The sequence below is a fragment of the Amorphus suaedae genome, assembly GCF_053629675.1.
Genome location: NZ_JBRJIT010000002.1, coordinates 502,840 through 524,750, shown reverse-complemented (window position 1 = coordinate 524,750; position 21,911 = coordinate 502,840). Strand labels below are relative to the sequence as shown.

Genomic DNA, 21,911 nt, shown 5'->3' with positions numbered 1-21,911 from the left:
CGCGCCGTCATCCCGATACGGATGGGTTCCGACCGGATCCCTCGGTCAGGGTGCGCCGGACGGCGGTCTTCCAGCCGGCGACGCGTCGCTCGCGTTCCTCCGATCCCATCTCCGGCTCGAAGCGGCGGTCCCTGGCCCACATGCGGGCGAAGCCCTCCTCGTCCGGCCAGACGCCGGCGGCCTGGCCCGCCAGCCAGGCGGCGCCAAGCGCCGTCGTCTCGGGAATCGTCGGCCGGTCGACCGGGGCGGCGAGCAGGTCAGCGAGGCGCTGCATGGTCCAGTCGCTCACCGCCATGCCGCCGTCGACCCGGAGCACGGTGGCCTCGCCGCCGGAATAGTCCTCCCGCATGGCGGCGTAGAGGTCGCCGGTCTGGTAGCAGACCGCCTCCAGCGCGGCGCGGGCGAGCTCGGCCGGTCCGGTTCCCCGCGTGAGCCCGTAGATCGCGCCGCGCGCCTCCGGGTCCCACCACGGCGCGCCGAGGCCGGTGAAGGCCGGCACCATGTAGACCTCCTGGTCGTCGTCGGCGCGGGCGGCGAGCGGGCCCGCTTCCGAGGCGGAGCCGATCAGGCCGAGCCCGTCGCGCAGCCACTGCACCGTGGAGCCGGCGGCGAATATGGCGCCCTCCAGGGCATAGCGGGTCTCGCCGCCGCGCCGCACGGCCACGGTGGTGAGCAGCCGGTTGGAGGAGACAACCGGCTCGTTGCCGGTGACCAAAAGCACGAACGCGCCGGTGCCGTAGGTGGCCTTCATCATGCCCGGCCGGAAGCAGGCCTGCCCCAGCGTCGCCGCCTGCTGGTCGCCGGCGACGCCGCGGATCGGGATCGCCGCGCCGAGGAGGTCGGGATCGGTGGTGCCGAAGTCACCGTCGCTGTCGAGCACCTCCGGCAGCATCGCCATCGGCACCCGGAACAGGGCGCACAGCTCCTCGTCCCAGCGGTTGCGGCGGATGTCGTAGAGCATGGTGCGCGAGGCGTTGGTGGCGTCGGTCGCGTGCACCCGGCCGCCGGTGAGTTGCCAGACCAGCCAGCAGTCGACCGTGCCGAAGGCGAGCCGGCCGGCTTCCGCCGCCTCCCGCGCGCCGTCGACGTGGTCGAGCAGCCAGGCGATCTTGGTGGCGGAGAAGTAGGGATCGACGATCAGCCCGGTGCGCTCGGTGACCAGCGGCTCGGACCCGCCCGCCCGGAGCTCCTCGCAGACCTTGTGGGTCCGCCGGTCCTGCCAGACGATGGCGCGGGCGATGGGACGGCCGGTCTCGCGGTCCCACACGAGCGTGGTCTCGCGCTGGTTGGTGATGCCGATCGCGGCCACCGCCTCGGGCGCCGTCCGCGTCTTGGCGAGCACGTCGCGGGCCGTGCGGAGCGTCGTCTCCCAGATCAGCGCCGGATCGTGCTCCACCCAGCCCGGCCGCGGATAGGCCTGGGCGAACTCCTCCTGGGCGATGGCCGCGACCCGGGTGGGGCCGGAAAACAGCATCGCCCGGCTCGAGGTCGTTCCCTGGTCGATGGCGAGGATCGGATCCGCCATGGGCATTCTCCCGCATGCTCTTGTTTTCGAATCTTGGAGCGAACCCTATCAGCGGGCGACGGTTCCGCCAGGGTGCTTCGCCGCGCTGGCGAGCGGCGGGCTGGGGCCGGCTGCGATTTCGAGTTGCCAGCCGCGCCGAGGTTGCGTAACGCTAGCGTCCATGATGACCGGGTCCTTCCTTTCCGCGCGCTGGTGGCGCGTCGCTTCATTGGCGGCGCGGTAGGGACCCCATACCCAATCGACTGTGCCGCCCGGGACCGACCGGCGGCAACAGGTGTCATCTGTCTCCGATCGTTCCCCGTTCACCGGGAGCTTCGACGATGCGGACGACCGCAGAAACCCTCTACACCACGGCCGGCGGCGTTTCCGTCCGGCGCATCAGCCGCGAGATCGCCTACGCGGACGCGACCGCGTCGTGGATCGCGCGTCTCGACGCCGAGCGCGGCGCCGTGTTCTCGTCCACCTACGAGTATCCCGGCCGCTACACGCGCTGGGACTTCGCGCTCGTCAATCCGCCCGTCGCCATCGAGGCCACCGGCTACGACGTGACCATCTCGGCGCTGAACGGCCGCGGCCGGGTGCTGCTGCCGGCCTTTTCCGCCGCCCTCGCCGATCTCGATTTCGTCGCCGACCGGACCACCGAGGCCGACCGCATCACGCTGCGGGTGGTGCCGTCGGAGGCCACGTTCACCGAGGAAGAACGCAGCCGGCAGCCGTCGGTGTTCAGCGTGGTGCGCGCCCTGATCGCCCATTTCGCCAGCCACGAGGACGACAAGCTCGGGCTTGCCGGCGCCTTCGGCTACGACCTCGTCTACCAGTTCGAGCCGGTGGAGAAGCAGGTGCCGCGCGAGGCCGGCCAGCGCGACCTGGTGCTGTACTTTCCCGACGAGATCCTGGTGGTCGACCACTACGGCCGCACGGCCACCGTCTACGCCTACGACTTCACCGTCGACGGCGAGGCGACCGACGGCCTTGAGCGCGGCGGCGAACGCCGCCCCTACGCCCCCGACCTCGACGCCGCGCCCGAAGGCGACCACCGGCCGGGCGAGTACGCCCAGACGGTTGCCAAGGCATTCGGACCGTTCGCCCGCGGCGAGCTGTTCGAGGTGGTGCCGAGCCAGGTGTTCCGCGAGCCGTGCGCGGCATCGCCGGCCGCCGTCAGCCGCCGCCTGACCGACATCAACCCGAGCCCCTACGGCTTCCTCATCAACCTGGGCGACGGCGAATACGTCGTCGGCGCGTCGCCTGAAATGTTCGTCCGCGTCACCGGCAAGCGCGTCGAGACCTGCCCGATCTCCGGCACCATCGCCCGCGGCCGCGACGCCATCGAGGACGAGGCCCAGATCCGCCGCCTGCTCAATTCCGAGAAGGACGAGACGGAGCTGACCATGTGCTCCGACGTCGACCGCAACGACAAGAGCCGCGTCTGCGTGCCAGGCAGCGTGCGCGTGCTCGCCCGCCGGCAGATCGAGCTCTATTCCCGGCTGATCCACACCGTCGACCACATCGAGGGGACGCTGCTGGACGACCGCGACGCGCTGGACGCCTTCCTCTCCCACGCCTGGGCGGTGACGGTGACCGGCGCGCCGAAGCCGTGGGCGATGCGCTTCCTCGAGGCGCACGAGCGCAGCCCGCGCTTCTGGTACGGCGGTGCCGTGGGCCTGCTCAACTTCAACGGCGACATGAACACCGGCCTGACGCTCCGCACCGTGCGCATCAAGGACGGGGTCGCGGAGGTGCGCGCCGGAGCCACGGTGCTCGCCGATTCCGAGCCCGAGGCCGAGGAGCGCGAGACCGAGCTCAAGGCCTCCGCGATGATCGCCGCGATCCGCACCGCCGGCAGCAATGCCAGCGGCGCCGCGCCAACGGCGGCTCCGGCCGCCCCGCCCACCCGCCGGGTGCTGCTGGTGGACCACGAGGATTCGTTCGTCCACACACTGGCCAACTACCTGCGCCAGGCGGGCGCCGAGGTGACGACCATGCGCGGCCCGATCACCGATGCGGACATCGATCGCCTGGCTCCCGAGATGGTGGTGCTGTCGCCCGGCCCGGGCAGGCCGTCGGACTTCGACTGCGCCGCCAGCATCGCCACCGCGCGCCGCCACGCGCTGCCGATCTTCGGGGTCTGCCTGGGGCTGCAGGCCCTGGTGGAAGCCTACGGCGGGAGCCTGCGCCAGCTCGACGTTCCCGTGCACGGCAAGAGCTCGCGGGTGAAGGCGAAACCAGCCACCCGGCTGTTCGAGGGGCTGCCCGACAGCTTCCCCGTCGGCCGTTACCATTCGCTCGTCGCGGATCCCGTCCGCCTGCCGGCCGACCTTCTGGTGACCGCCACCACCGACGACGGATCCATCATGGCCATCGAGCACGCCACCGAGCCGGTCGCGGCGGTCCAGTTCCATCCGGAGTCCATCATGATGCTTGGGCAGAACGCCGGAATTACAATCATTCGCAATGCAATTGAAAATACGTTTCGAAGAGACCGCGGGCTCAAAACGCAATCTAAAATGTAATAATAAGTAATATATGTTAATCTATACCTATGCGGGAGATTAAGATTTGTTAGTTTTCAAATAATATCCGGAACCTGCGGAGTTCGAGGCACTTCTTCCTGGACAATGACTGTATTATCCGAAAATCAGGAAGAAATAATGCGATTTCCCAGAATGGCGTCAGCGGCAAGCTGCGCCACGATAGCTCTTTGCGCGTTCATGACGGCGACACCGTCGGCACAGGCCGACGTCCCGACAGGCGCTCCCATGACGACACGGCCTCTCGCCGCCACCGGCTTCGACGCGGTCCCGCTGGCTGGCGTTCGTGCCGAAACCCCGTCCTTGGAAACCGGCCATGAATTCCTCGTCGCCACCGGTGGCGGCGGCGGTGGCCCCGGCGGCGGTGGCGGCGGCCCGGGCGATGGCGGCGGTCCCGGTGATGGCGGCGGCCACGGCGGAGGCGATGGTCCCGGTGGCGGTGGTGGTCCTGGTGATGGCGGCGGTCCCGGCGGTGGTGGCGGTCCCGGCGGAGGCGGTGGTCCCGGCGGAGGCGGTGGTCCCGGCGGAGGCGGTGGTCCCGGCGGAGGCGGTGGTCCCGGCGGTGGCGGCGGTCCCGGCGGTGGCGGTGGTCCCGGCGGTGGCGGTGGTCCCGGCGGTGGCGGTGGCCCCGGTGGCGGTGGCGGTCCCGGTGGCGGCGGCGGCCCAGGCGGCGGCGGTCACTCAGGCGGTGATGGTCCCTCCGGCGGCGGAGATTCGGGTGGGGGTGATCCGTCCGGTGGCGGCGAACATGACACCGGCGGTCATGGCGGAGTCGACAACCACCAGGGCGGCAGCCCGACCTCCGAAGGCTCGGGTGGCGGCGACCAGAGCGGCAACGGCAACCGTGACCGTGGCGGGTCGGGTTTCGGACTGGCAAGCCATGGCAGCAGCACGACCACGGCTCCCTCCTCGAGCGGCCTGCCGTATGGCGTCAACGAGCGCGAGTGGTGCGTTGACGTACTCAACCACCTGAAAGACTACCCCAAGCAGTACCGCGATTATTGCGGCCTGCGAATCCAGCGGTAACCTTAGAGGTCGCGGTCATTTTTCGGGGCCGCGACCCCCTTCCCCAGATCGAACACCGAGTCATTTTTCCGGCAGCATCCTGAGATTCTTCGGAACAAGTCGCGTCAACCACAACTTACTCACCCGATGGTTGTCACACCTTTGGAGGAGAGTGGGATGCGACATCTCAGGAATCACATGCTGACAGGTTGTGCCGTGGCCGCGGTTTGCGCCGTGATGATGGTCGCCGGCACCGAGGTTCGAGCCCAGGGCGTGGGCGGAACCGGAGGTGGCGGGGTCGGAGTCGGCGCCGGCGCCGACGTGGGGGGCGTCGGGGTCGGTGCGGGTGTCGGAGTGGGCGGCGGCAGCGGCGTGGACGCCGGCGTGGGCGTGTCCGCGGGCGGCGCCGACGGCGCCAATGCCGGTGCCGGCGCAACCGCAGGCGGCGGACAGGGCGTTGACGCGGGTGCCGGCGCATCGGTCGGCGGCGCGAGCGGCGTCGATGCCGGCGTGGGCGCAAGCGTCGGTGGCGGCACCGGCGTGGATGCCGGCGCGGGCGCGTCCGTGGGCGGGACCGACGGCGTCGACGCGGGCGTCGGAGCCAGCGTCGGCGGCGGCACGGGTGTGGATGCCGGGGCCGGCGCGTCCGTGGGCGGCACCAGCGGTGTCGACGCGGGTGCCGGCGCCTCGATCGGCGGCGGCAGCGGGGTCAACGCGGGCGTCGGTGCGTCGGTCGGCGGGACCGGCGGAACCAATGCAGGCGTCGGCGTCTCGGCCGGTGGCGGCACAGCCGGTGGAACGCCGGGTGGCGGCACCGCCGGTGGCGGCACGGGCCAGGCCACGGCCGGAGCGACGCCCGGGGCGACCGGGCTCGACGGTGCGGCCGGCTCGAACGTGACCGGCGCCAGCACCGGCTCGATCACCTCGCAGGAAGTGGCGGCGCGGCTTGGCGCCATGTCGCCGACCGAGCGCGAGGCGCTGATGACGAAGTGTCAGGACGTGCTCGCCAACCCGGCGCGCTTCGACAATTCGGTGGCCGAGCTCTGCATGATCGCCAACGAGCTCCAGTAGACGGTCCGGGCCCCACGCAGGGCCCCGGACGAGAGAGCCCGCGCCGGACATCCGTGTCCGGCGCGGATCGCGTGCCGGACCGGCGCGACGTGCGGCCCCCCTGCCCTCCAGGCGCCCCGGGGCCGCAAACATTTTAAGCTTAAAGCGTCTCGTCAGGTCGGATAGTCTCGGGCAGACACTCCGAACCCAGGTGAGCACAATGGCATCTCCCACCGGAACCGAGATCGGCTACGCCGACTATCTCAGCCTCGACAGGATCCTGAACGCGCAGGACCTCCAGAGCGTCAAGGTCGGGCGGGAAGCCCACGACGAGATGCTCTTCATCATCATCCACCAGACCTACGAGCTGTGGTTCAAGCAGATCCTGCACGAGCTCGACCGGGTTCAGGCGAACTTCTCCCATGCCCCCGTCGACGACTGGCGGATGGGCCAGATCCTGCACTCGCTGCTGCGGGTGAACGAGATCATGAAGCTGCTGGTCAACCAGATCGACGTGCTGGAGACCATGACCTCCCAGGACTTCCTGGAATTCCGCGACCTGCTCACCTCCGGCTCAGGCTTCCAGTCGCTGCAGTTCCGCCTCGTCGAGACGCGCCTCGGGCTCGGCCCGAACCAGCGGATGCTGTATGACGGGACCGGCGTCCACAGCCGCCTGAAGCCGGAGGAAAGCAAGCTTCTGGGCGCGGCGGAGAGCCATCCGTCGCTGATCGAGCAGCTCGACGCGTGGCTGGCGCGCACCCCCTTCGTGAAGGCCGGCAGCTTCGCCTTCTCCGAGGCCTACCGCGAGGCCGTGCTGGATTTCCTGACCAAGGACATCCGCACGCTGCGTGCCAACGAAGGCCTGGACGAGGAGCAGCGGGAAGCCGAAGCCCGGGCGCTGGAAAAGGCCAAGGAATCCTTCAAGGCGCTGTTCGAGCCGGAAGCCCACCAGGGGGCGTGGCGGATGTCGCCGAAGGCCGTGCAGGCGGCGCTGTTCATCACCGTCTACAACGACCGCCCGGTGCTGCACGTGCCGAGCCGCATCTTCCAGACGCTGATGGACATCGACGAGACGATGACGCTGTGGCGCTACCGGCACGCGCTGATGGTGCAGCGGATGATCGGCGTGAAGATCGGCACCGGCGGCTCGTCGGGCCACGACTACCTGCGCCAGACCGCCGAGAAGCACAAGATCTTCACCGACCTCTTCCACCTGTCGACCTACCTCATCCCGCGGTCGGCGCTGCCGGCGCTGCCGCGCGAGGTCGAGCGGATGATGCAGTTCGTCTATTCCGAGGAGCCGGCCGCGTGAGCCTGGATCTCACCGCCCACTTCAGCCGCTTCCTGGGCGCGGCACCCGAACGGCTGCACCTTGCCGCCCACAGCCATCATTTCTGGCCGGACGCCAGCGAAAAGGGCCAGCACCGCGCCTGGTCCGACGCGGCGCTGCACGTCGACCAGAAATGGGCCACCGTGTTCGGCGAGGTCGTCCCGGCGGTGCAGCGGGGCATCGCGGCGCGGCTGTCGCTGCCCGACGCGACGACGATTGCCTTCGCGCCCAACACCCACGAGTTCGTCAAGCGGCTGCTGTCGTGCTTCCCCGCCGACCGGCCCGTCCGCATCCTCGCCAGCGACGCCGAGTTCCATTCCTTCTCCCGCCAGATCGCGCGGCTGGAGGAGGCGGGGCTCGTCGTGGTCGACCGGGTGCCGGCCGAGCCGTTCGCCGGCTTCACCGAGCGGCTGGCGGCGGCCGCGACCGTGCGCCCCCACGACCTGGTGTTCGTCAGCCACGTGTTCTTCTCGTCGGGCGCCATCGGGCCGGACATCGCGGCACTCGCCGCCGCCGTGCCCGATCCGGAGACGGTCATCGTCCTCGACGCCTACCACGGCTTCATGGCGGTGCCGACCGACCTCTCGGCGGTGGCGGACCGGATCTTCTACCTCGCCGGCGGCTACAAGTACGCCATGAGCGGCGAAGGGTGCTGCTTCCTGCACTGCCCGCCGGGCTACGGCGAGCGGCCGCGCGACACCGGCTGGTACGCGGCGTTCTCGGCGCTCGAGCGGTCCGACGGCGGCGTCGCCTACCCCACCGACGGCAACCGCTTCTTCGGCTCCACCTTCGACCCGAGCGGGCTCTACCGGATGCGCGCGGTGTTCGAATGGATGGACGGGATCGGGCTGACCGTGCCGGCGATCCACGCCCACGTGCTGGGCCTGCAGGACCGGTTCCTGGAGGGGGTGTCGGCGGCTGGGATCGCGCTGCTGACCGACGCGCGCCTGGTGACCCCGGTGGGGGCGGGCGTCGAGCGCGGCCATTTCCTGACCTTCGAGACGCCCCGGGCGGCGGACCTGCACGCGCGGCTGCTGGAGGCCGGCGTGGTCACCGACGTGCGCGGCGACCGGCTCCGCTTCGGCTTCGGCTGCTACCACACCGGCGACACCGTCGACCGGGCGCTGGCGCGGATCGAGGAGACGCTTGCGGCCGCATGAGCCGGCCGGACGGGTTTTTTCGCATCCGGCCCGGCAATCCGTCGGCAGCGTTAACGGCCCGGTAAGGTTTCCAATCTATGAAGGGGTCATCCAGCCCGCTGGATCCGAGTGGTTCGTCCACTCCGTTTGACGCCTCCTCAAATTGACTTCAGAGCCGCCCTCGTTGGCGGCTCTTTTTTTGTCCGGAGCGCGGCGCCCCTTCCCCGCCGTCCCGGGGCGAACGCTACGGCCGGTCCCGGAACGCAAAAAGGCGCGGCCGGAAGATCCGACCGCGCCCGATTTAAGCTCCCGGAAGCCCGAGACTTTCCCCCAAGAACCGAACCGGCCGAGGAGAAGCGCTCCGGCGTCAACCGGTCGTCCCGCGGCCTTGGGCCGCCCGGACGCCTCAGTTGCCGAGGATGCCCTTGTACTTGCTCTTGAAGCGCGACACGCGGCCACCGCGGTCGAGAAGACGCGTCTCGCCGCCGGTCCACGCCGGGTGCGTGCTCGGGTCGATGTCGAGACGGATCGTGTCGCCTTCCTCGCCGTAGGTCGAGCGGGTAAGGAACTCGGTGCCGTCGGTCATCACGACCGTGACCCGATGATAGTCGGGATGGATGTCTTTCTTCATCGTTCGCTTCGCCTGATCGCGCAAACTGCACCGTCCGTCACGGCAGCGCGCCGGAGGGACACCGACGAGAGCCGACCCCTGGGCCAGTGCTCGTACGTCGCTTGGGAACTGGATTGTCGGCCACGGCTTCGGGATCGTCGATCCGCGACGCTGCGCCACAAGGAGGCCGATATAGCCCGGGGCGCATGGCAACGCAAGGCCCGCCGGCCACGCCTGGGACCATACGCGCGTTGACAAGACCGGAAGGCCCGGCGCAACACCAACGCACGACTTCAAGCTTTAAAACGTTGGAAAGAGGCCGTGGTGGCACGAAACGGACAAACCACACCGGAGGCGGATCCCGCGGCGGCATCGGAGGGCAAGCGCAAGCGCCCGAAGCTGCGGCCCCTCGGCCACCTCGTTCCGTACGTCCTGCGCTACCGCTGGCACGTGGCGCTGGCGCTGTTCGCCCTGATCGCCGCGTCGATCGCCACGCTGGCGCTGCCACTGGCGGTCCGCCGGATGATCGACCACGGCTTCGACCAGGCGGATTCGAGCTTCATCGACCAGTATTTCATGATGCTGATCGTCGTCGTCACCGTGCTGGCGGCGGCCAGCGCCATGCGCTTCTACTTCGTCACCTGGCTCGGCGAGCGCGTCGTCGCCGACGTGCGCTCCGACGTGTTCGCCCACGTGACCCGGCTGTCGCCCGCCTTCTTCGACCGGACGCTCTCCGGCGAGATCGTGTCGCGGCTGACCGCCGACACCACCCAGATCAAGGCCGCCGTCGGCGCCAGCGCGTCGATCGCGCTGCGCAACCTGTTCCTGTTCATCGGCGCCGCCGTGATGATGGTGGTCACCAGCCCGTGGCTGTCGGCGATGGTGCTGCTGGCCATCCCGTTCATCGTGCTGCCGCTGGTGGCGTTCAGCCGCTCGGTGCGGCGGCGCTCCCGCCTCGCCCAGGACACGCTGGCGGATGCCTCGTCGTTCGCCATCGAGGCGATCGGCGCGGTGCGGACCCTGCAGGCGTTCACCGCCGAGGCCGCCGCCGCGCGGCGCTTCGACACGGAAGTCGAGGCGGCGTTCGACAACGCCCGCGCGGCCACCGCCTCCCGCGCCCTGCTGACGGGCATCGCCATCTTCATGGTGTCGGCGAGCGTCGTCGCGGTGCTGTGGGTGGGCGCCCAGGACGTGCTCGACGGCACCACCACCGGCGGCACGCTCGGCCAGTTCGTGCTGTACGCGGTGCTCGCCTCCAGCGCGCTCGGACAGCTGAGCCAGGTGTGGGGCGAGGTCGCCCAGGCCTCCGGCGCCGCCGAACGCCTCGCCGGCCTGCTCGCCGAGCGCACCGAGATCGGCAGCCCTGACGCGCCGGCCGCCCTGCCCTCGCCGCCGCGCGGCGACGTCAGCTTCGACGACGTCAGCTTCGCTTATCCAGCCGGCGGCAACCTGCCGGTGCTGAACGGGGTGTCGGCGGACATCCAGGCGGGCGCCACGGTCGCCATCGTCGGCCCCTCGGGCGCCGGCAAGTCGACGCTGTTCCACCTGCTGCTGCGCTTCTACGACCCGGCGTCGGGCCGCATCCTCATCGACGGCACCGACATCCGCGCCGCCGACCCGTTCGAGGTGCGCAGCCGGATCGCCATCGTGCCGCAGGATTCCACCGTCTTCGCGACGACGATCATGGAGAACATCCGCTTCGGCCGGCCGGACGCGAGCGAGGCCGAGGTGATCGCCGCCGCCGAGGCCGCCCGGGTCGACGGCTTCGTGCGCGACCTGCCGAACGGCTACGAGACGCGGGTGGGCGAGCGCGGCGTGACGCTGTCCGGCGGCCAGCGCCAGCGGATCGCCATCGCCCGCGCCATCCTCAAGGATGCGCCCATCCTGCTGCTCGACGAGGCGACCAGCGCGCTGGACGCGGAGAGCGAGACGCTGGTCCAGGCGGCGCTCGAACAGCTGATGGTCGGCCGCACGACGCTGGTGATCGCCCACCGGCTCGCGACCGTGCTGGCGGCGGACCGGATTCTCGTGCTGGATGGCGGCCAGATCGTCGAGGAAGGCGACCATTCGAGCCTCGTCGCCCGCAACGGGCTCTACGCCCGCCTCGCCCGGCTCCAGTTCGACACCTCGCGGTCGGCGATGGCGGCGGCACCGGCCGCGAGCGACCGCGCGGCCTACGATCCGGCCGCCGAGTAGGCGACACGCCTCACGGCGCGTCGGCCGAGGGTCGGAAGGCGGGGGCACCGGCCCGCCCTTGCATGCCAGTTCGGATGACACGATATTGCGTGTATCGAACTGGCATGGATATGAGCCATGAACCTGGCTGAATACTCGGAGAACGGACTTTTCGCGCCGCGCAAGATCGCCGGCCAGCTGCGGACCTCGGCCGACGAGGTGGCGCGGACGCTCGGCCTCAGCAAGGACGCCCTGCAGCGGACCAGCCGTCTCCAGTCGGCCCGCACCCAGCGGCGGCTGCGCGAGATGCTGGAAATCCTCAACCGCGTCGAGCCCCGCTTCGGATCGGCGCTCATCGCCTACGCCTGGTACCGCTCCGAACCGCTCGCCGGGTTCGGCGGACAGACGGCCATGCAGCTTGTGCGCGACGGCCGCGCCGACGAGGTGATGACGCTGATCGATGCCGTCGATGCCGGCGTCCACGCCTGAGCACCCATCCTTCCGCGGACTGCTCTACCGGAGCCTGAACCCCGTCCATGCCCGCCAGCCGCTGTCGGGCCGGGGCGCGGCGCTCTTCGGCGGGCGGTTCAATCCCCGCGGCATGGAAGCGCTCTACACGTCGCTGTCGCCGGAGGGCGCGATCCGCGAGGCCAACCAGATCGGCGCGCTGCAGCCGACGACCCTGGTCGCCTATCGGGCCGACCTCGCCGCCATCTTCGATACGCGGGCCCCGAACGCGCTGGCCCCCTGGTCGCTGACGCCTGCCGATCTCGCCGACACGGGCTGGCGCGAGCGGATGCACAGGGGTGCCGCCGTCCCCACCCAGGATCTGGCGGTGGCGCTGTCGTCGGCCGGCTACGCGGGGATGCTGGTGCCGAGCTTCGCGCGCGGAGCGCCACCCGACGAGATGAACCTGGTGCTCTGGCGCTGGAACACCGGCGACCGCGACAGCCTGATCCTCATCGACGACGAGAAGCGGCTCTCCCGGCTGCCCAGCTGATCGCAGAGACGGGCGAGCGGATCCGCCCGGCCGCTATGCCCTACCGTTCGGTGAGCTTGAGCTCGATGCGGCGGTTCTGGTCGTAGGCCTCGGGCGTGTCGCCCTCCACCAGCGGCTGGTACTCGCCGAAGCCCGCCGCGACCAGCCGGTCGGGCGGAACGCCGCGCGAGATCAGATACTTCACCACCGAGATGGCGCGCGCCGCCGACAGCTCCCAGTTGGAGGCGAAGCGGCCGCCGGTGACCGGCCGCGCGTCGGTGTGGCCGTCGACCCGGAGTACCCAGTCGATGTCGTCGGGGATCTCGTTGCCGAGCTCGATGAGCTGGGTCGCCAGCGTGTTCAGCTCCGCCTCGCCACCCGGGTTGAGCTGGTCGGAGGCCGACGGGAACAGCACCTCCGACTGGAAGACGAACCGGTCGCCGACGATCTTGATGTTGGACCGGTCGGAGAGGAGCTGCCGGAGCCGGCCGAAGAAGTCCGAGCGGTAGCGCGACAGCTCCTGCACGCGCTGCGCCAGCGCCACGTTCAGGCGGCGGCCGAGATCGGCGATGCGGGTCTGGCTTTCCTGGTCGCGCCCCTCGGAGGCCTCCAGCGCCGCTTCCAGCGCGGCGATCTGCCGGCGGAGCGCGGAGAGCTGCTGGTTCAGCAGTTCCACCCGCGCCAGCGCCTGCTGGCTGAGCTGCCGCTCGTCGGCGAGCTGGGTCTGCAGCGCGCTGGTGCCCGGCCCCTCGTTCTCGGCGCGCAGGGCGGCGATGCGGCCCTGCAGGCTGTCACGCTCGCTCTCCACGTCCTGGATGGAGGCCTGCAGCACCGCGAGCTGGTCTTCCAGACCGCCGCTGTTGGCGCGCTCCAGCGCCAGCAGGTTCGTCAGCTCGGCGATCTGCGCGTTGAGGCGGGTGAGCGCATTATCCTTGCCGGAGATTTCCTGGCTGAGGAAGAACTGCGCCAGCATGAAAACGGACAGCAGGAAGATGATGACGAGCAGCAGCGTCGCCATCGCGTCGACGAAGCCCGGCCAGTAGTCGGGCCGCGGCTGGCGGCGTCGGGAGGCACTGAGCGGCATCGGTCACGATCCTCGCGATTGTCGTCCGGGGCCGGCGCCTGCCGGACCCCGCGGCGCTCGACCATTCTGGAGCAGTTCCCGTCCGGATCGAAGCGATCCGACCACAGAGGACGTGCTCAAGATGTTGATTCTCTGGCCATGTCCTATCGATCGGGGAGATCACCCGATCGGAGACGGCCCTAGCGGTCTTCCTGTTCCAGCGCGGTGTTGAGACGCTCCAGCAGCTTCTCGATGCGGACGTTCTGCTGGGCCTGGGACTCCGCCCATTCGCGCATCAGCTTCTGCTCGCTGCGCAGATGATTGACCAGCCCCTGGATCCCGTCGGCGAGGTTGGCCATCGCCTGGGTCGCCGGCGGCGTGGCCGCGGTCCCGCTTTCCTTCATGGTGCGGTTCAACCGGTCGATCGCCTGCTGCAGGCCGTGGGCCTGCAGCGCGGCCGCGCCGCTGCCGTCGCCGGCGCGGGCGACGTCGATCTCGGTGACCGTCGACAGCCAGTCTTCCAGGTCGGTGTAGAAGCGATTCTGCGCCTGCCCGGCCTGCAGGTCGAGGAAGCCCAGGATCAGCGAGCCGGTGAGGCCGAACAGCGACGAGGAGAAGGCCGTGCCCATGCCGGCGAGCGGCGCCTGGAGGCCGGCCTTGAGGTCCTGGAACACGACGCCCGCATCGCCCGCGCCCACGTCGAGGTTCTGGATCGTCGCGCCGACCGAGCTGACCGTCTGCAACAGGCCCCAGAAGGTGCCGAGCAGGCCGAGGAACACCAGCAGGCCGGTCAGGTAGCGGCTGATCTCGCGCGCCTCGTCGAGGCGGGTTCCGATGGTGTCGAGGATCGAGCGCATGGCGGTGGCGCTCAGATAGCTGTCGTCGGCGCGACCGCCGAGCAGCGAGGCCATCGGCCCCAGGAGCGCCGGCGTCCGGCGCTCGTCGATGCGGCCGGCCCGGTAGCTGTTGACCCAGTTGATTTCGGCGTAGAGGCGGATCACCTGGCGGAACGCCAGCGCGACGCCGATCAGCCCGACGCCGATGATCAGACCGTTGAGGCCCGGGTTGCTCATGAACGCCGTCTTGATCGGCCGATTGAGGATCAGGCCGAGGAAGACGGTGATCAGCAGGAAGATCACCATCCGCACGAGATAGACGTGCGGGTTCACCAGGCGATACGGGTCACGGTCGCGGGCCATCGATCAGCTACCTTCCTGCAACGGCCAGAAATAGCCGGTTTGTTGCGGAAAACGAACCCGTGATTTCGAGCACCCGAGGCTTCATTTTCCGGTTGCGCCGGGCCGCGCCCCGCGCACGAGCTTGAGCAGATCGCGACGGACCTCCTCGGTGCCGGCACAGATCGAGCCGGTCTCGAAGATGCGGTCGCGGTCTTCCAGATCGGAGACGAATCCGCCCGCCTCGCGCACCATCAGGATGCCGGCGGCGACGTCCCAGGGCGAGAGGTCGTGCTCCCAGTAGGCGTCGTAGCGGCCGGCCGCGGTCCAGGCGAGATCGAGCGAGGCGGCGCCGGCGCGGCGGATGCCGGAGACCTCGCCCATCACCGCCTTCAGCTCGGCCATGAAGCGCGCGTGGTCGCCCCGGCCGAGGTGCGGAACGCCGGTGGCGATGACCGCATCGTGCAGGTCGCGGCGCGCCGAGACGCGGAGCCGTCGGTCGTTGAGGAAGGCGCCGCGGCCCTTCTCGGCGACGTAGAGCTCGTCGGTCACCGGGTTGAGGATGACGCCGGCCACCAGCTGGCCCTGGCTCTCCAGCGCGATCGACACGGCAAACAGCGGGATGGAGTGGAGGAAGTTGGTGGTGCCGTCGAGGGGATCGACGATCCAGCGGTGCTGGTCGTCGGTGCCCTTGTGGGCGCCGGACTCTTCCATCAGGAACGAGTAGCCCGGACGGGCCTTTTCCAGCTCGGCGCGGATGATCTCCTCCGCGCGGCGGTCGGCGGCGGACACGAAGTCGCCCGGTCCCTTGCGGGACACCTGCAGGTTCTCGACCTCGCCGAAATCGCGCGCCAGCGCGCGACCGGCTTTCATTGCGGCCGAAACCATTACGTTGAGGATCGCCGAGCGAGCCATCGCGATCTACCTATGCGTTTTTCATGTCGGGCAGTGGGAGAACGTCCGGGAGGGCCGTCGGGATCATTCCGAACGACGAACGTAGGTGATTTCCTCGGTGTCGACGACGACCTTCTCGCCCGCCGCGATGAACGGCGGCACCATCAGCTTCACGCCGTTCTCCAGCATCGCCGGCTTGTAGGACGACGACGCCGTCTGGCCCTTCACCACCGGGTCGGCCTCGGAGATCTCCAGCGTCACGTACTGGGGCAGCGTCACGCCGATCGGCTTCTCCTCGTAGAGCTCCACCGTCACCGTCATGCCGTCCTGCAGGAACGCGGCGCGCTCGCCGACGAAGTCCCGCGACAGCTCGATCTGCTCGTAGGAGTCGGTGTCCATGAAGACCAGATTGTCCCCCTCGGCGTAGAGGTACTGGAAATCCTTCTGCTCGAGGCGCACGCGCTCGACGGTGTCGGCGGAGCGGAAGCGCTCGTTGAGCTTGCGGCCGTCGATGAGGTTCTTGAGTTCGACCTGCGCGAACGCGCCGCCCTTGCCGGGCTTCACGTGCTGGACCTTCACAGCCGCCCAGAGGGTGCTCTGGTGCTCGATCACGTTGCCCGGTCGGATTTCGTTGCCGTTGATCTTCATTAATGACGCCTTGTCGAAGTTGAATTGCGCCTTCCCGCGCGTCGTGTCGACCGCGAAACCGGCGGGAAGCAAGCAGAAGTCGTGGCTTCTGGACCACAAAGCACAGGCGGATTCAAGGGGAAACGCCGCCCGGCGGGGGCCGGTTCAGCCGTTCCACCACGTGCGCGCGCGCTGCCGCGCCGCCTTGAGCACGTCTTCCGACTGGGCTTCCATGAAGCTGTCGAGCCAGATGTCGGACAGGCCGCGCGAGCGCGCGATCAGATGCCACTTCACCGCCTCGACCGCGTCGATGCCGACGCCGCGGCCGGTGGCGTAGAGCCGCGCCAGCCGGTTCATGGCGACCGGGTTGCCCGACTGGGCGGCGCGCTCGAACCAGGCGGCGGCCACCGCCTCGTTGGCCGGCACGCCGACGCCCTTGAACAGGCGGATCGCGTATTCGACCTGGCCGGGGACGCTGCCGGCCTCGGCCGCCTCCAGGAGAAGCTGGGTCGAGCGCCGGTCGTCGGGCACCACGCCGTTGCCGGCGCCGTAGAGCAGCGCCAGGGCGTAGGTGGCATCGGCGCTGCCGGCGTCGGAGGCCTGCTGCAGCAGCCGGGCGGCGGCGGCGGCGTCGCGGGTGATCCCGCCGCTGCCCTGCAGGGTCATGATCGCCAGGTTGTAGGCGGCGTCCTCGTTGCCGCCCTCGGCCGCGATGCGGAACAGCCGCGCCGCCTCGACTTCGTTCTTCTCGCCGCCCTCGCCGCTCAGGTAGAGGAGCGCGAGGCGGTAGCTGGCGTTGATGTCGCCCTGGGCGGAGGCGAGCTTGAACCAGTCGGCCGCGGCGGCATAGTCGCGGCGGGTGGCGCGCCCGTCCTCGTAGAGCACGCCCATCAGCGTCTGGGCGGTGGGGTCGCCCTGCTCGGCCGGCTTGAGCGCGTAGGCGAGCGCCGTCAGGAAGAAGCCGCGCTGGAAGGCGCCGTAGGCCCGGTCGACGCCGGGCACGGCGGCCAGCTCGGCGGCCGAGATCGCCTCGCCGTCCATGGCGTCGGCGGAACCGTCGGCGGGCGCCGCCTCGCCGTCGGCGGCGGTCTCCCCGGCACCGGCGGCTTCACCGGGCGTTGCGGGCGCGTCGGCGGTCGCGGGCGCGTCCGGCCTGGGGGCCTCGGGGCCGCCCGCGATGGCGCCGCTGTCGTCCGGCTCGCCGGAGACCGCCGCGGCGTCTCCTTCGGCGTCCGTGCCGGCGGCGGGCTCGGGGGGCTGCTCGGCGTTGCCGGCGGGGCCGACCGTGCGCAGCCCCGGCCGGTCGCGCGGCGGCATGCGCGGCGGGAACGCGATGGCGCTCGGCAGCGTGCGGCGGCCGCTCTGGGCCGGCGCGTCGAGGGTCAGGTCGCGGCCTTCGGTGGCGTCGGTGGGCTTGTTCGTCGGGATCGCCAGGCCGCCCAGCAGGTTGGTCAGCGGCACCGCCATGCCGGGGCCCTGGGGGACCTGCCCCTGGGCGCCCTGGACCTGCTCCGGAGGGCTTTCGGGGACGCGGGTCCGGGTGCCCTGCGCGGTCTGGGCGGCGGCGGTGCCCCCGGCAAGCGAGAGCGCGAGGCAGGCGATGGTCAGGCGCGAGGTCATGTAACCGCCATGCCCTCGTCGATCAGCGCGTTGGCCCGCGCGACCGCCGCGGCCGGGCCGTCGGCATGGCCCCACACCGCGCCGCGCACGGCGACGAACTCGACGCCGGCGGCGGCGAGCTCGGGGATTTCGGTCATGTCGAGGCCGACGAGCACGACGACCGGGATCTCGAAGACCTCCGCCCACCAGATGCCGAAGTCGAAGGCGCGCGGATCCGCCTCGTCGGCGTCGGGCGCGTCGATGTCGCCGAAGAAGACGTAGTCCGGCCCGGTCTCGGCGATCAGCATCGCGTCGTGACGGGTATCGGCGCCACCGGTGCCGACGATGCCATTGGGATGGAAGCGCTCGAGCGCGGCCTCGATCTCCTCGAGGCTCTCGTCGACGTGGACGCCGTCGGCGTGGGTGCGGCCGACGAGCCGGCTGTCGCCGCGGATGAGCGCCGCGGCACCGGCCTTCTGAGCGCTGTCGACCAGGGCCGCGACGGCCGACTGGACGTGGTCGCCGGCGTCGGCGTCGCCCGCGTCGATGACCACGGCAGCCACGTCGCCGCCGGCCAGGGCGGCATCGAGACGCGCGGCGTCGACCGGTTCGGGTCCGGTGGCGGGCACAATGAGAACGAGGCGGGTGCGATCCATCGACCGTTCCTTCCTCGACCATCATGGCGAGGTGGTGGCGGCGACCCAAATCGGGCCGCCGCGAGCTTCAATCGGAGCGTTTCCCGTCCAGATCCGCGCGATCCGGACGACAAGCAGGCTCTAGGCCGCGGCGCGTTCCTGGTCGGCGGACCAGGTGCCGAGGGCGGCGAGCGAGTTCATCTTGGCGCGGTGCGTGAAGGCACGCTGTCCGGCCGCGACGTTTTCCGCCTTGCCACCCCACGCCTTGATGGCGGCGGCCTGCAGCGCGCGGCCATAGGAGAAGGTCAGCGTCCACGGCAGGGGGCCGGCGGCGTTCATCAGCGACAGGTGCTGGGTGGCGGCCTCGTCGGACTGGCCGCCCGACAGGAACGCGATGCCCGGCACCGCCGGCGGCACGCACGCCTTCAGGCACTTCAGCGTCTTCTCGGCGACCTCTTCCGCCGACGCCTGGGTCGGGCACTTCTGGCCGGCGATCACCATGTTCGGCTTCAGGACCATGCCTTCCAGCGAGACGTGCGCCTCATAGAGCTCGTCGAACACGGTCTTCAGCGTCCACTCGGTGACCTCGTAGCAACGGTCGATGGTGTGGTCCGCGTTCGGGCCATCCATGATGACCTCCGGCTCGACGATCGGCACGATCCCGGCTTCCTGGCAGAGGATCGCGTAGCGGGCGAGCGCATGGGCGTTGGCGCGCAGCGCCGTCCAGGACGGGGTCGACTTGGAGATGTCGATCACCGCCCGCCACTTCGCGAAGCGCGCGCCCAGCTCGTAGTACTCCTTCAGGCGGCCGCTGAGGCCGTCGAGGCCCTCGGTCAGCTTCTCGTCCGGGCAGCCGGCCATCGGCTTGGCGCCCATGTCGACCTTGATGCCCGGCACCGAGCCGGTGGCCTTCAGGAGTTCGACCAGCGGCGTGCCGTCGGCGGCCTTCTGGCGGATCGTCTCGTCGTAGAGGATGACGCCGGAGATGTAGTCGGTCATCGCCTGCTTGGAGCGGAACAGCATCTCGCGGTAGTCGCGCCGGGCGTCCTCGGTGGAGGTGAGGCCGATCGTGTCGAACCGCTTCTTGATCGTGCCCGAGCTTTCATCGGCGGCCAGGATCCCCTGACCGTCGGCCATCATCGCGGCAGCAATATCTTCAAGACGCTCGCTCATCGTTCCACCCTTCATCCTTGATCCATGATCTGCATGGCGCGCCTGGGCGCGCCGGACGCCCGCTCCCGCATCGGGGCGCCGGGCAAACTCGAAAACCGCTCCCGGACCGTCCGGACTACTTCTTCAGGGCCTCGACACCGGGAAGCGGCTTGCCCTCGAGCCATTCGAGGAACGCCCCGCCCGCCATCGAAACATAGGTCATGTTGTCGGCGACGCCCGCGTGATGCAGCGCGGAGAGCGTATCGCCGCCACCGGCCACCGTCGTGAGCTTGCCGGCCTGCGTCAACTCCGCCGCGTAGCGGGCCACCTCGACGGTGGCGCGATCGAACGGCGACACCTCGAACGCGCCGAGCGGGCCGTTCCACAGCAGCGTCTTGGCGGTGCGGATCTCCGCCTTCACGGTGTCCACCGAATGCGGTCCGAGATCGAGGATCATCGCATCCTCGGGCATGGCGTCGAGACCGACGGCCCAGCTCTCGGCGCCCGCTTCGAACTTCCGCGCCACGACCGCGTCCTTCGGCAGCACGATGGCGCAGCCGGTCTCCTCGCCGCGCAGCACGATGCGGCGCGCGAGGTCGGCCTGCTCCGGCTCGTACAGCGAGCGGCCGACGTCGCCGCCGTGCGCAGCCACGAAGGTGTTCGCCATGGCGCCACCGATGACGATCGCGTCCATCTTCTCGCAGAGGTTTTCCAGGAGCGCGATCTTGGTGGAGACCTTGGCGCCGCCGACGATGGCGACCACCGGCCGCTGCGGCTTCTCCAGCGCCTTGGTCAACGCCACAATCTCCGCCTCCATCGCGCGGCCGGCGTAGCTCGGCAGCTTGTGGGCAAGGCCCTCGGTCGATGCGTGGGCGCGGTGGGCGGCGGAAAAGGCGTCATTGACGAAGACGTCGCCGTTCTCGGCGAGCGCGTCCACGAAGGCGGGATCGTTCTTTTCCTCGCCGGCGTGGAAGCGGGTATTTTCCAGGAGGAGGATCTCGCCCGGCACCATGTTGCCGACGGCGGCCTTCACGTCGTCGCCGATGCAGTCGTCAACGAAGCCCACCGGCTTGCCGAGCACGCGGGCGACGGTCTCGACGATCTTGCCGAGCGACTCGTCCTCGACGCGCTTGCCCTTCGGCCGGCCGAAATGCGCCAGAAGGATCACCTTGGCGCCCTTCTGGGCGAGTTCGGCGATCGTCGGCGCGGCCGCCTCGATGCGGCTCGCATCGGAGACCTTGCCGTCATGGATCGGGACGTTGAAGTCGACGCGGGTGAGGACCCGCATGTTGGCCACCGTGGCGTCGTCGAGCGTCCTGATGTCGGTCATGTTTCCCAGACTTGTCTTCTTGTCGTGAGCCGGCGGCGCGATCGGATCGCGCCGCCCGGGCAGGGTCCATCGTGAGCGGAGGCCGAGCTAGATCAGCTTGGCCATCGCAACGGCGGTGTCGCTCATCCGGTTGGAGAAGCCCCACTCGTTGTCGTACCAGCTCATGATCCGCACCAGCGTGCCGTCCATGACCTTGCTTTCCGACATGTGCACCGTGGAGGACGCCGGATCATGGTTGAAGTCGATCGAGACCAGCGGCTCGTCGGTGATGGCCAGGATGCCGGCCAGCTTGCCGCCCGCCGCCGCGCGGAAGGCCTCGTTGACCTCCTCGACGGAGGTGGCGCGCTTGGCGACGAACTTGAAGTCGATCACCGACACGTTCGGGGTGGGCACGCGGATCGACACGCCGTCGAGACGACCGTTGAGCTCCGGCAGCACGAGGCCGACGGCACGGGCCGCGCCGGTGGAGGTCGGGATCATCGACATGGCCGCCGCACGGGCCCGGTAGAGGTCCTTGTGCATGGTGTCGAGGGTCGGCTGGTCGCCGGTGTAGGAATGGATCGTCGTCATGAAGCCTTTGTCGATGCCGATCGTCTCGTGCATGACGTAGGCGACCGGCGCCAGGCAGTTGGTGGTGCACGACGCGTTGGAGACGACGAGGTCGTCCTTGGTCAGCGCGTCGTGGTTCACGCCGTAGACGATCGTCTTGTCGGCGCCGCTGGAGGGCGCGGACACCAGCACGCGCTTGGAGCCGTTCTCCAGGTGCAGCGCCGCCTTGTCGCGGGCGGTGAAGATGCCGGTGCACTCCATCGCGATGTCGACGCCCAGATCGCCCCACGGAAGCGCCTTGGGGTCACGCTCGGCGGTCACCTTGATGGGACCGGTGCCCACGTCGATGGTGTCGCCGTCGACGGTGACCTTCGCCGGGAAGTGCCCGTGCACGGAATCGTGCCGCAGCAGGTGGGCATTGGTTTCCACCGGGCCGAGGTCGTTCACGGCGACCACCTCGATGTCGGTCCGGCCCGACTCGATGATGGAGCGCAGCACGTTGCGGCCGATGCGGCCAAACCCGTTGATGCCGACGCGTACGGTCAT

At 70.0% G+C, this 21,911-nt stretch carries 19 protein-coding genes; 8 read left to right on the top strand and 11 right to left on the bottom strand.

The genetic code is table 11. The annotated features are described in order from the left end of the window. Positions 1 to 7 precede the first annotated feature (7 nt). The gene (gene glpK / locus AB7M35_RS16150) at positions 8 to 1,525 is read right to left on the bottom strand and encodes a glycerol kinase GlpK (RefSeq protein WP_453961385.1); all 1,518 of its coding nucleotides are present in this window, start codon (positions 1,523 to 1,525) and stop codon (positions 8 to 10) included. Between the two features lie 320 nt (positions 1,526 to 1,845). Between glpK and AB7M35_RS16145 the strand changes: the two genes are divergently transcribed. The 5 genes from AB7M35_RS16145 (at position 1,846) to AB7M35_RS16125 (ending at position 8,598) form a co-directional block, all read left to right on the top strand. After that, positions 1,846 to 4,035: an anthranilate synthase component I gene (locus AB7M35_RS16145; RefSeq protein WP_453961384.1), complete on the top strand. Its 2,190-nt coding sequence runs from the start codon at positions 1,846 to 1,848 to the stop codon at positions 4,033 to 4,035. A gap of 334 nt (positions 4,036 to 4,369) precedes the next feature. Then, complete coding sequence (locus tag AB7M35_RS16140) at positions 4,370 to 5,026, top strand: hypothetical protein (RefSeq protein ID WP_453961383.1); 657 nt, start codon at positions 4,370 to 4,372, stop codon at positions 5,024 to 5,026. 209 nt (positions 5,027 to 5,235) lie between these two features. Then, positions 5,236 to 6,129: a hypothetical protein gene (locus AB7M35_RS16135; RefSeq protein WP_453961382.1), complete on the top strand. Its 894-nt coding sequence runs from the start codon at positions 5,236 to 5,238 to the stop codon at positions 6,127 to 6,129. Positions 6,130 to 6,328: 199 nt separating this feature from the next. Further along, a complete protein-coding gene (locus tag AB7M35_RS16130; protein WP_453961381.1) occupies positions 6,329 to 7,420 on the top strand; it encodes a tryptophan 2,3-dioxygenase family protein in 1,092 nt (363 codons plus the stop codon). Beyond that, complete coding sequence (locus AB7M35_RS16125; protein ID WP_453961380.1) at positions 7,417 to 8,598, top strand: kynureninase/PvdN C-terminal domain-containing protein; 1,182 nt, start codon at positions 7,417 to 7,419, stop codon at positions 8,596 to 8,598. Before AB7M35_RS16130 ends, AB7M35_RS16125 begins: the two co-directional genes overlap by 4 nt. 385 nt (positions 8,599 to 8,983) lie before the next feature. Here AB7M35_RS16125 and rpmE read toward each other — a convergent pair whose 3' ends face one another. Next, a complete protein-coding gene (gene rpmE / locus AB7M35_RS16120) occupies positions 8,984 to 9,208 on the bottom strand; it encodes a 50S ribosomal protein L31 (protein WP_453961378.1) in 225 nt (74 codons plus the stop codon). A gap of 303 nt (positions 9,209 to 9,511) precedes the next feature. Between rpmE and AB7M35_RS16115 the strand changes: the two genes are divergently transcribed. The 3 genes from AB7M35_RS16115 to AB7M35_RS16105 all read left to right on the top strand — a co-directional run bounded on the left by AB7M35_RS16115 (position 9,512) and on the right by AB7M35_RS16105 (position 12,362). Further along, on the top strand, positions 9,512 to 11,383 hold the full coding sequence (locus AB7M35_RS16115; protein WP_453962551.1) for an ABC transporter transmembrane domain-containing protein: 1,872 nt from the start codon (positions 9,512 to 9,514) through the stop codon (positions 11,381 to 11,383). A 117-nt stretch (positions 11,384 to 11,500) separates the two neighbouring features. Continuing rightward, positions 11,501 to 11,851, top strand: a complete 351-nt coding sequence (locus AB7M35_RS16110) for an antitoxin Xre/MbcA/ParS toxin-binding domain-containing protein (protein WP_453961376.1) — start codon at positions 11,501 to 11,503, stop codon at positions 11,849 to 11,851. Then, positions 11,832 to 12,362: an RES family NAD+ phosphorylase gene (locus AB7M35_RS16105; protein ID WP_453961375.1), complete on the top strand. Its 531-nt coding sequence runs from the start codon at positions 11,832 to 11,834 to the stop codon at positions 12,360 to 12,362. Before AB7M35_RS16110 ends, AB7M35_RS16105 begins: the two co-directional genes overlap by 20 nt. Before the next feature lie 40 nt (positions 12,363 to 12,402). On the opposite strand, the gene AB7M35_RS16100 is transcribed toward AB7M35_RS16105, so the two are convergent. The 9 genes from AB7M35_RS16100 to gap all read right to left on the bottom strand — a co-directional run bounded on the left by AB7M35_RS16100 (position 12,403) and on the right by gap (position 21,911). Then, positions 12,403 to 13,425, bottom strand: coding sequence for a peptidoglycan -binding protein (locus tag AB7M35_RS16100; RefSeq protein ID WP_453961374.1), 1,023 nt, complete (start codon positions 13,423 to 13,425; stop codon positions 12,403 to 12,405). 179 nt (positions 13,426 to 13,604) lie between these two features. Next, positions 13,605 to 14,603: a flagellar motor protein MotA gene (locus tag AB7M35_RS16095; RefSeq protein ID WP_453961373.1), complete on the bottom strand. Its 999-nt coding sequence runs from the start codon at positions 14,601 to 14,603 to the stop codon at positions 13,605 to 13,607. 81 nt (positions 14,604 to 14,684) lie between these two features. Continuing rightward, complete coding sequence (locus AB7M35_RS16090) at positions 14,685 to 15,494, bottom strand: inositol monophosphatase family protein (protein ID WP_453961371.1); 810 nt, start codon at positions 15,492 to 15,494, stop codon at positions 14,685 to 14,687. Between the two features lie 63 nt (positions 15,495 to 15,557). Continuing rightward, entirely contained in the window at positions 15,558 to 16,121 is a 564-nt protein-coding gene (gene efp, locus AB7M35_RS16085) for an elongation factor P (protein WP_453961369.1), read from the bottom strand. 144 nt (positions 16,122 to 16,265) lie between these two features. Next, positions 16,266 to 17,720 (bottom strand): tetratricopeptide repeat protein, encoded by a 1,455-nt coding sequence (locus AB7M35_RS16080; RefSeq protein WP_453961368.1) that lies wholly within the window; start codon positions 17,718 to 17,720, stop codon positions 16,266 to 16,268. Beyond that, positions 17,717 to 18,355: a thiamine phosphate synthase gene (locus tag AB7M35_RS16075; protein ID WP_453961367.1), complete on the bottom strand. Its 639-nt coding sequence runs from the start codon at positions 18,353 to 18,355 to the stop codon at positions 17,717 to 17,719. The genes AB7M35_RS16080 and AB7M35_RS16075 overlap by 4 nt, the downstream gene beginning before the upstream one ends. Before the next feature lie 120 nt (positions 18,356 to 18,475). Continuing rightward, positions 18,476 to 19,507, bottom strand: a complete 1,032-nt coding sequence (locus AB7M35_RS16070) for a class I fructose-bisphosphate aldolase (RefSeq protein ID WP_453961366.1) — start codon at positions 19,505 to 19,507, stop codon at positions 18,476 to 18,478. A gap of 115 nt (positions 19,508 to 19,622) precedes the next feature. Further along, positions 19,623 to 20,816, bottom strand: coding sequence for a phosphoglycerate kinase (locus AB7M35_RS16065; RefSeq protein ID WP_453961364.1), 1,194 nt, complete (start codon positions 20,814 to 20,816; stop codon positions 19,623 to 19,625). 87 nt (positions 20,817 to 20,903) lie between these two features. Continuing rightward, positions 20,904 to 21,911 (bottom strand): type I glyceraldehyde-3-phosphate dehydrogenase, encoded by a 1,008-nt coding sequence (gene gap / locus AB7M35_RS16060; protein WP_453961363.1) that lies wholly within the window; start codon positions 21,909 to 21,911, stop codon positions 20,904 to 20,906.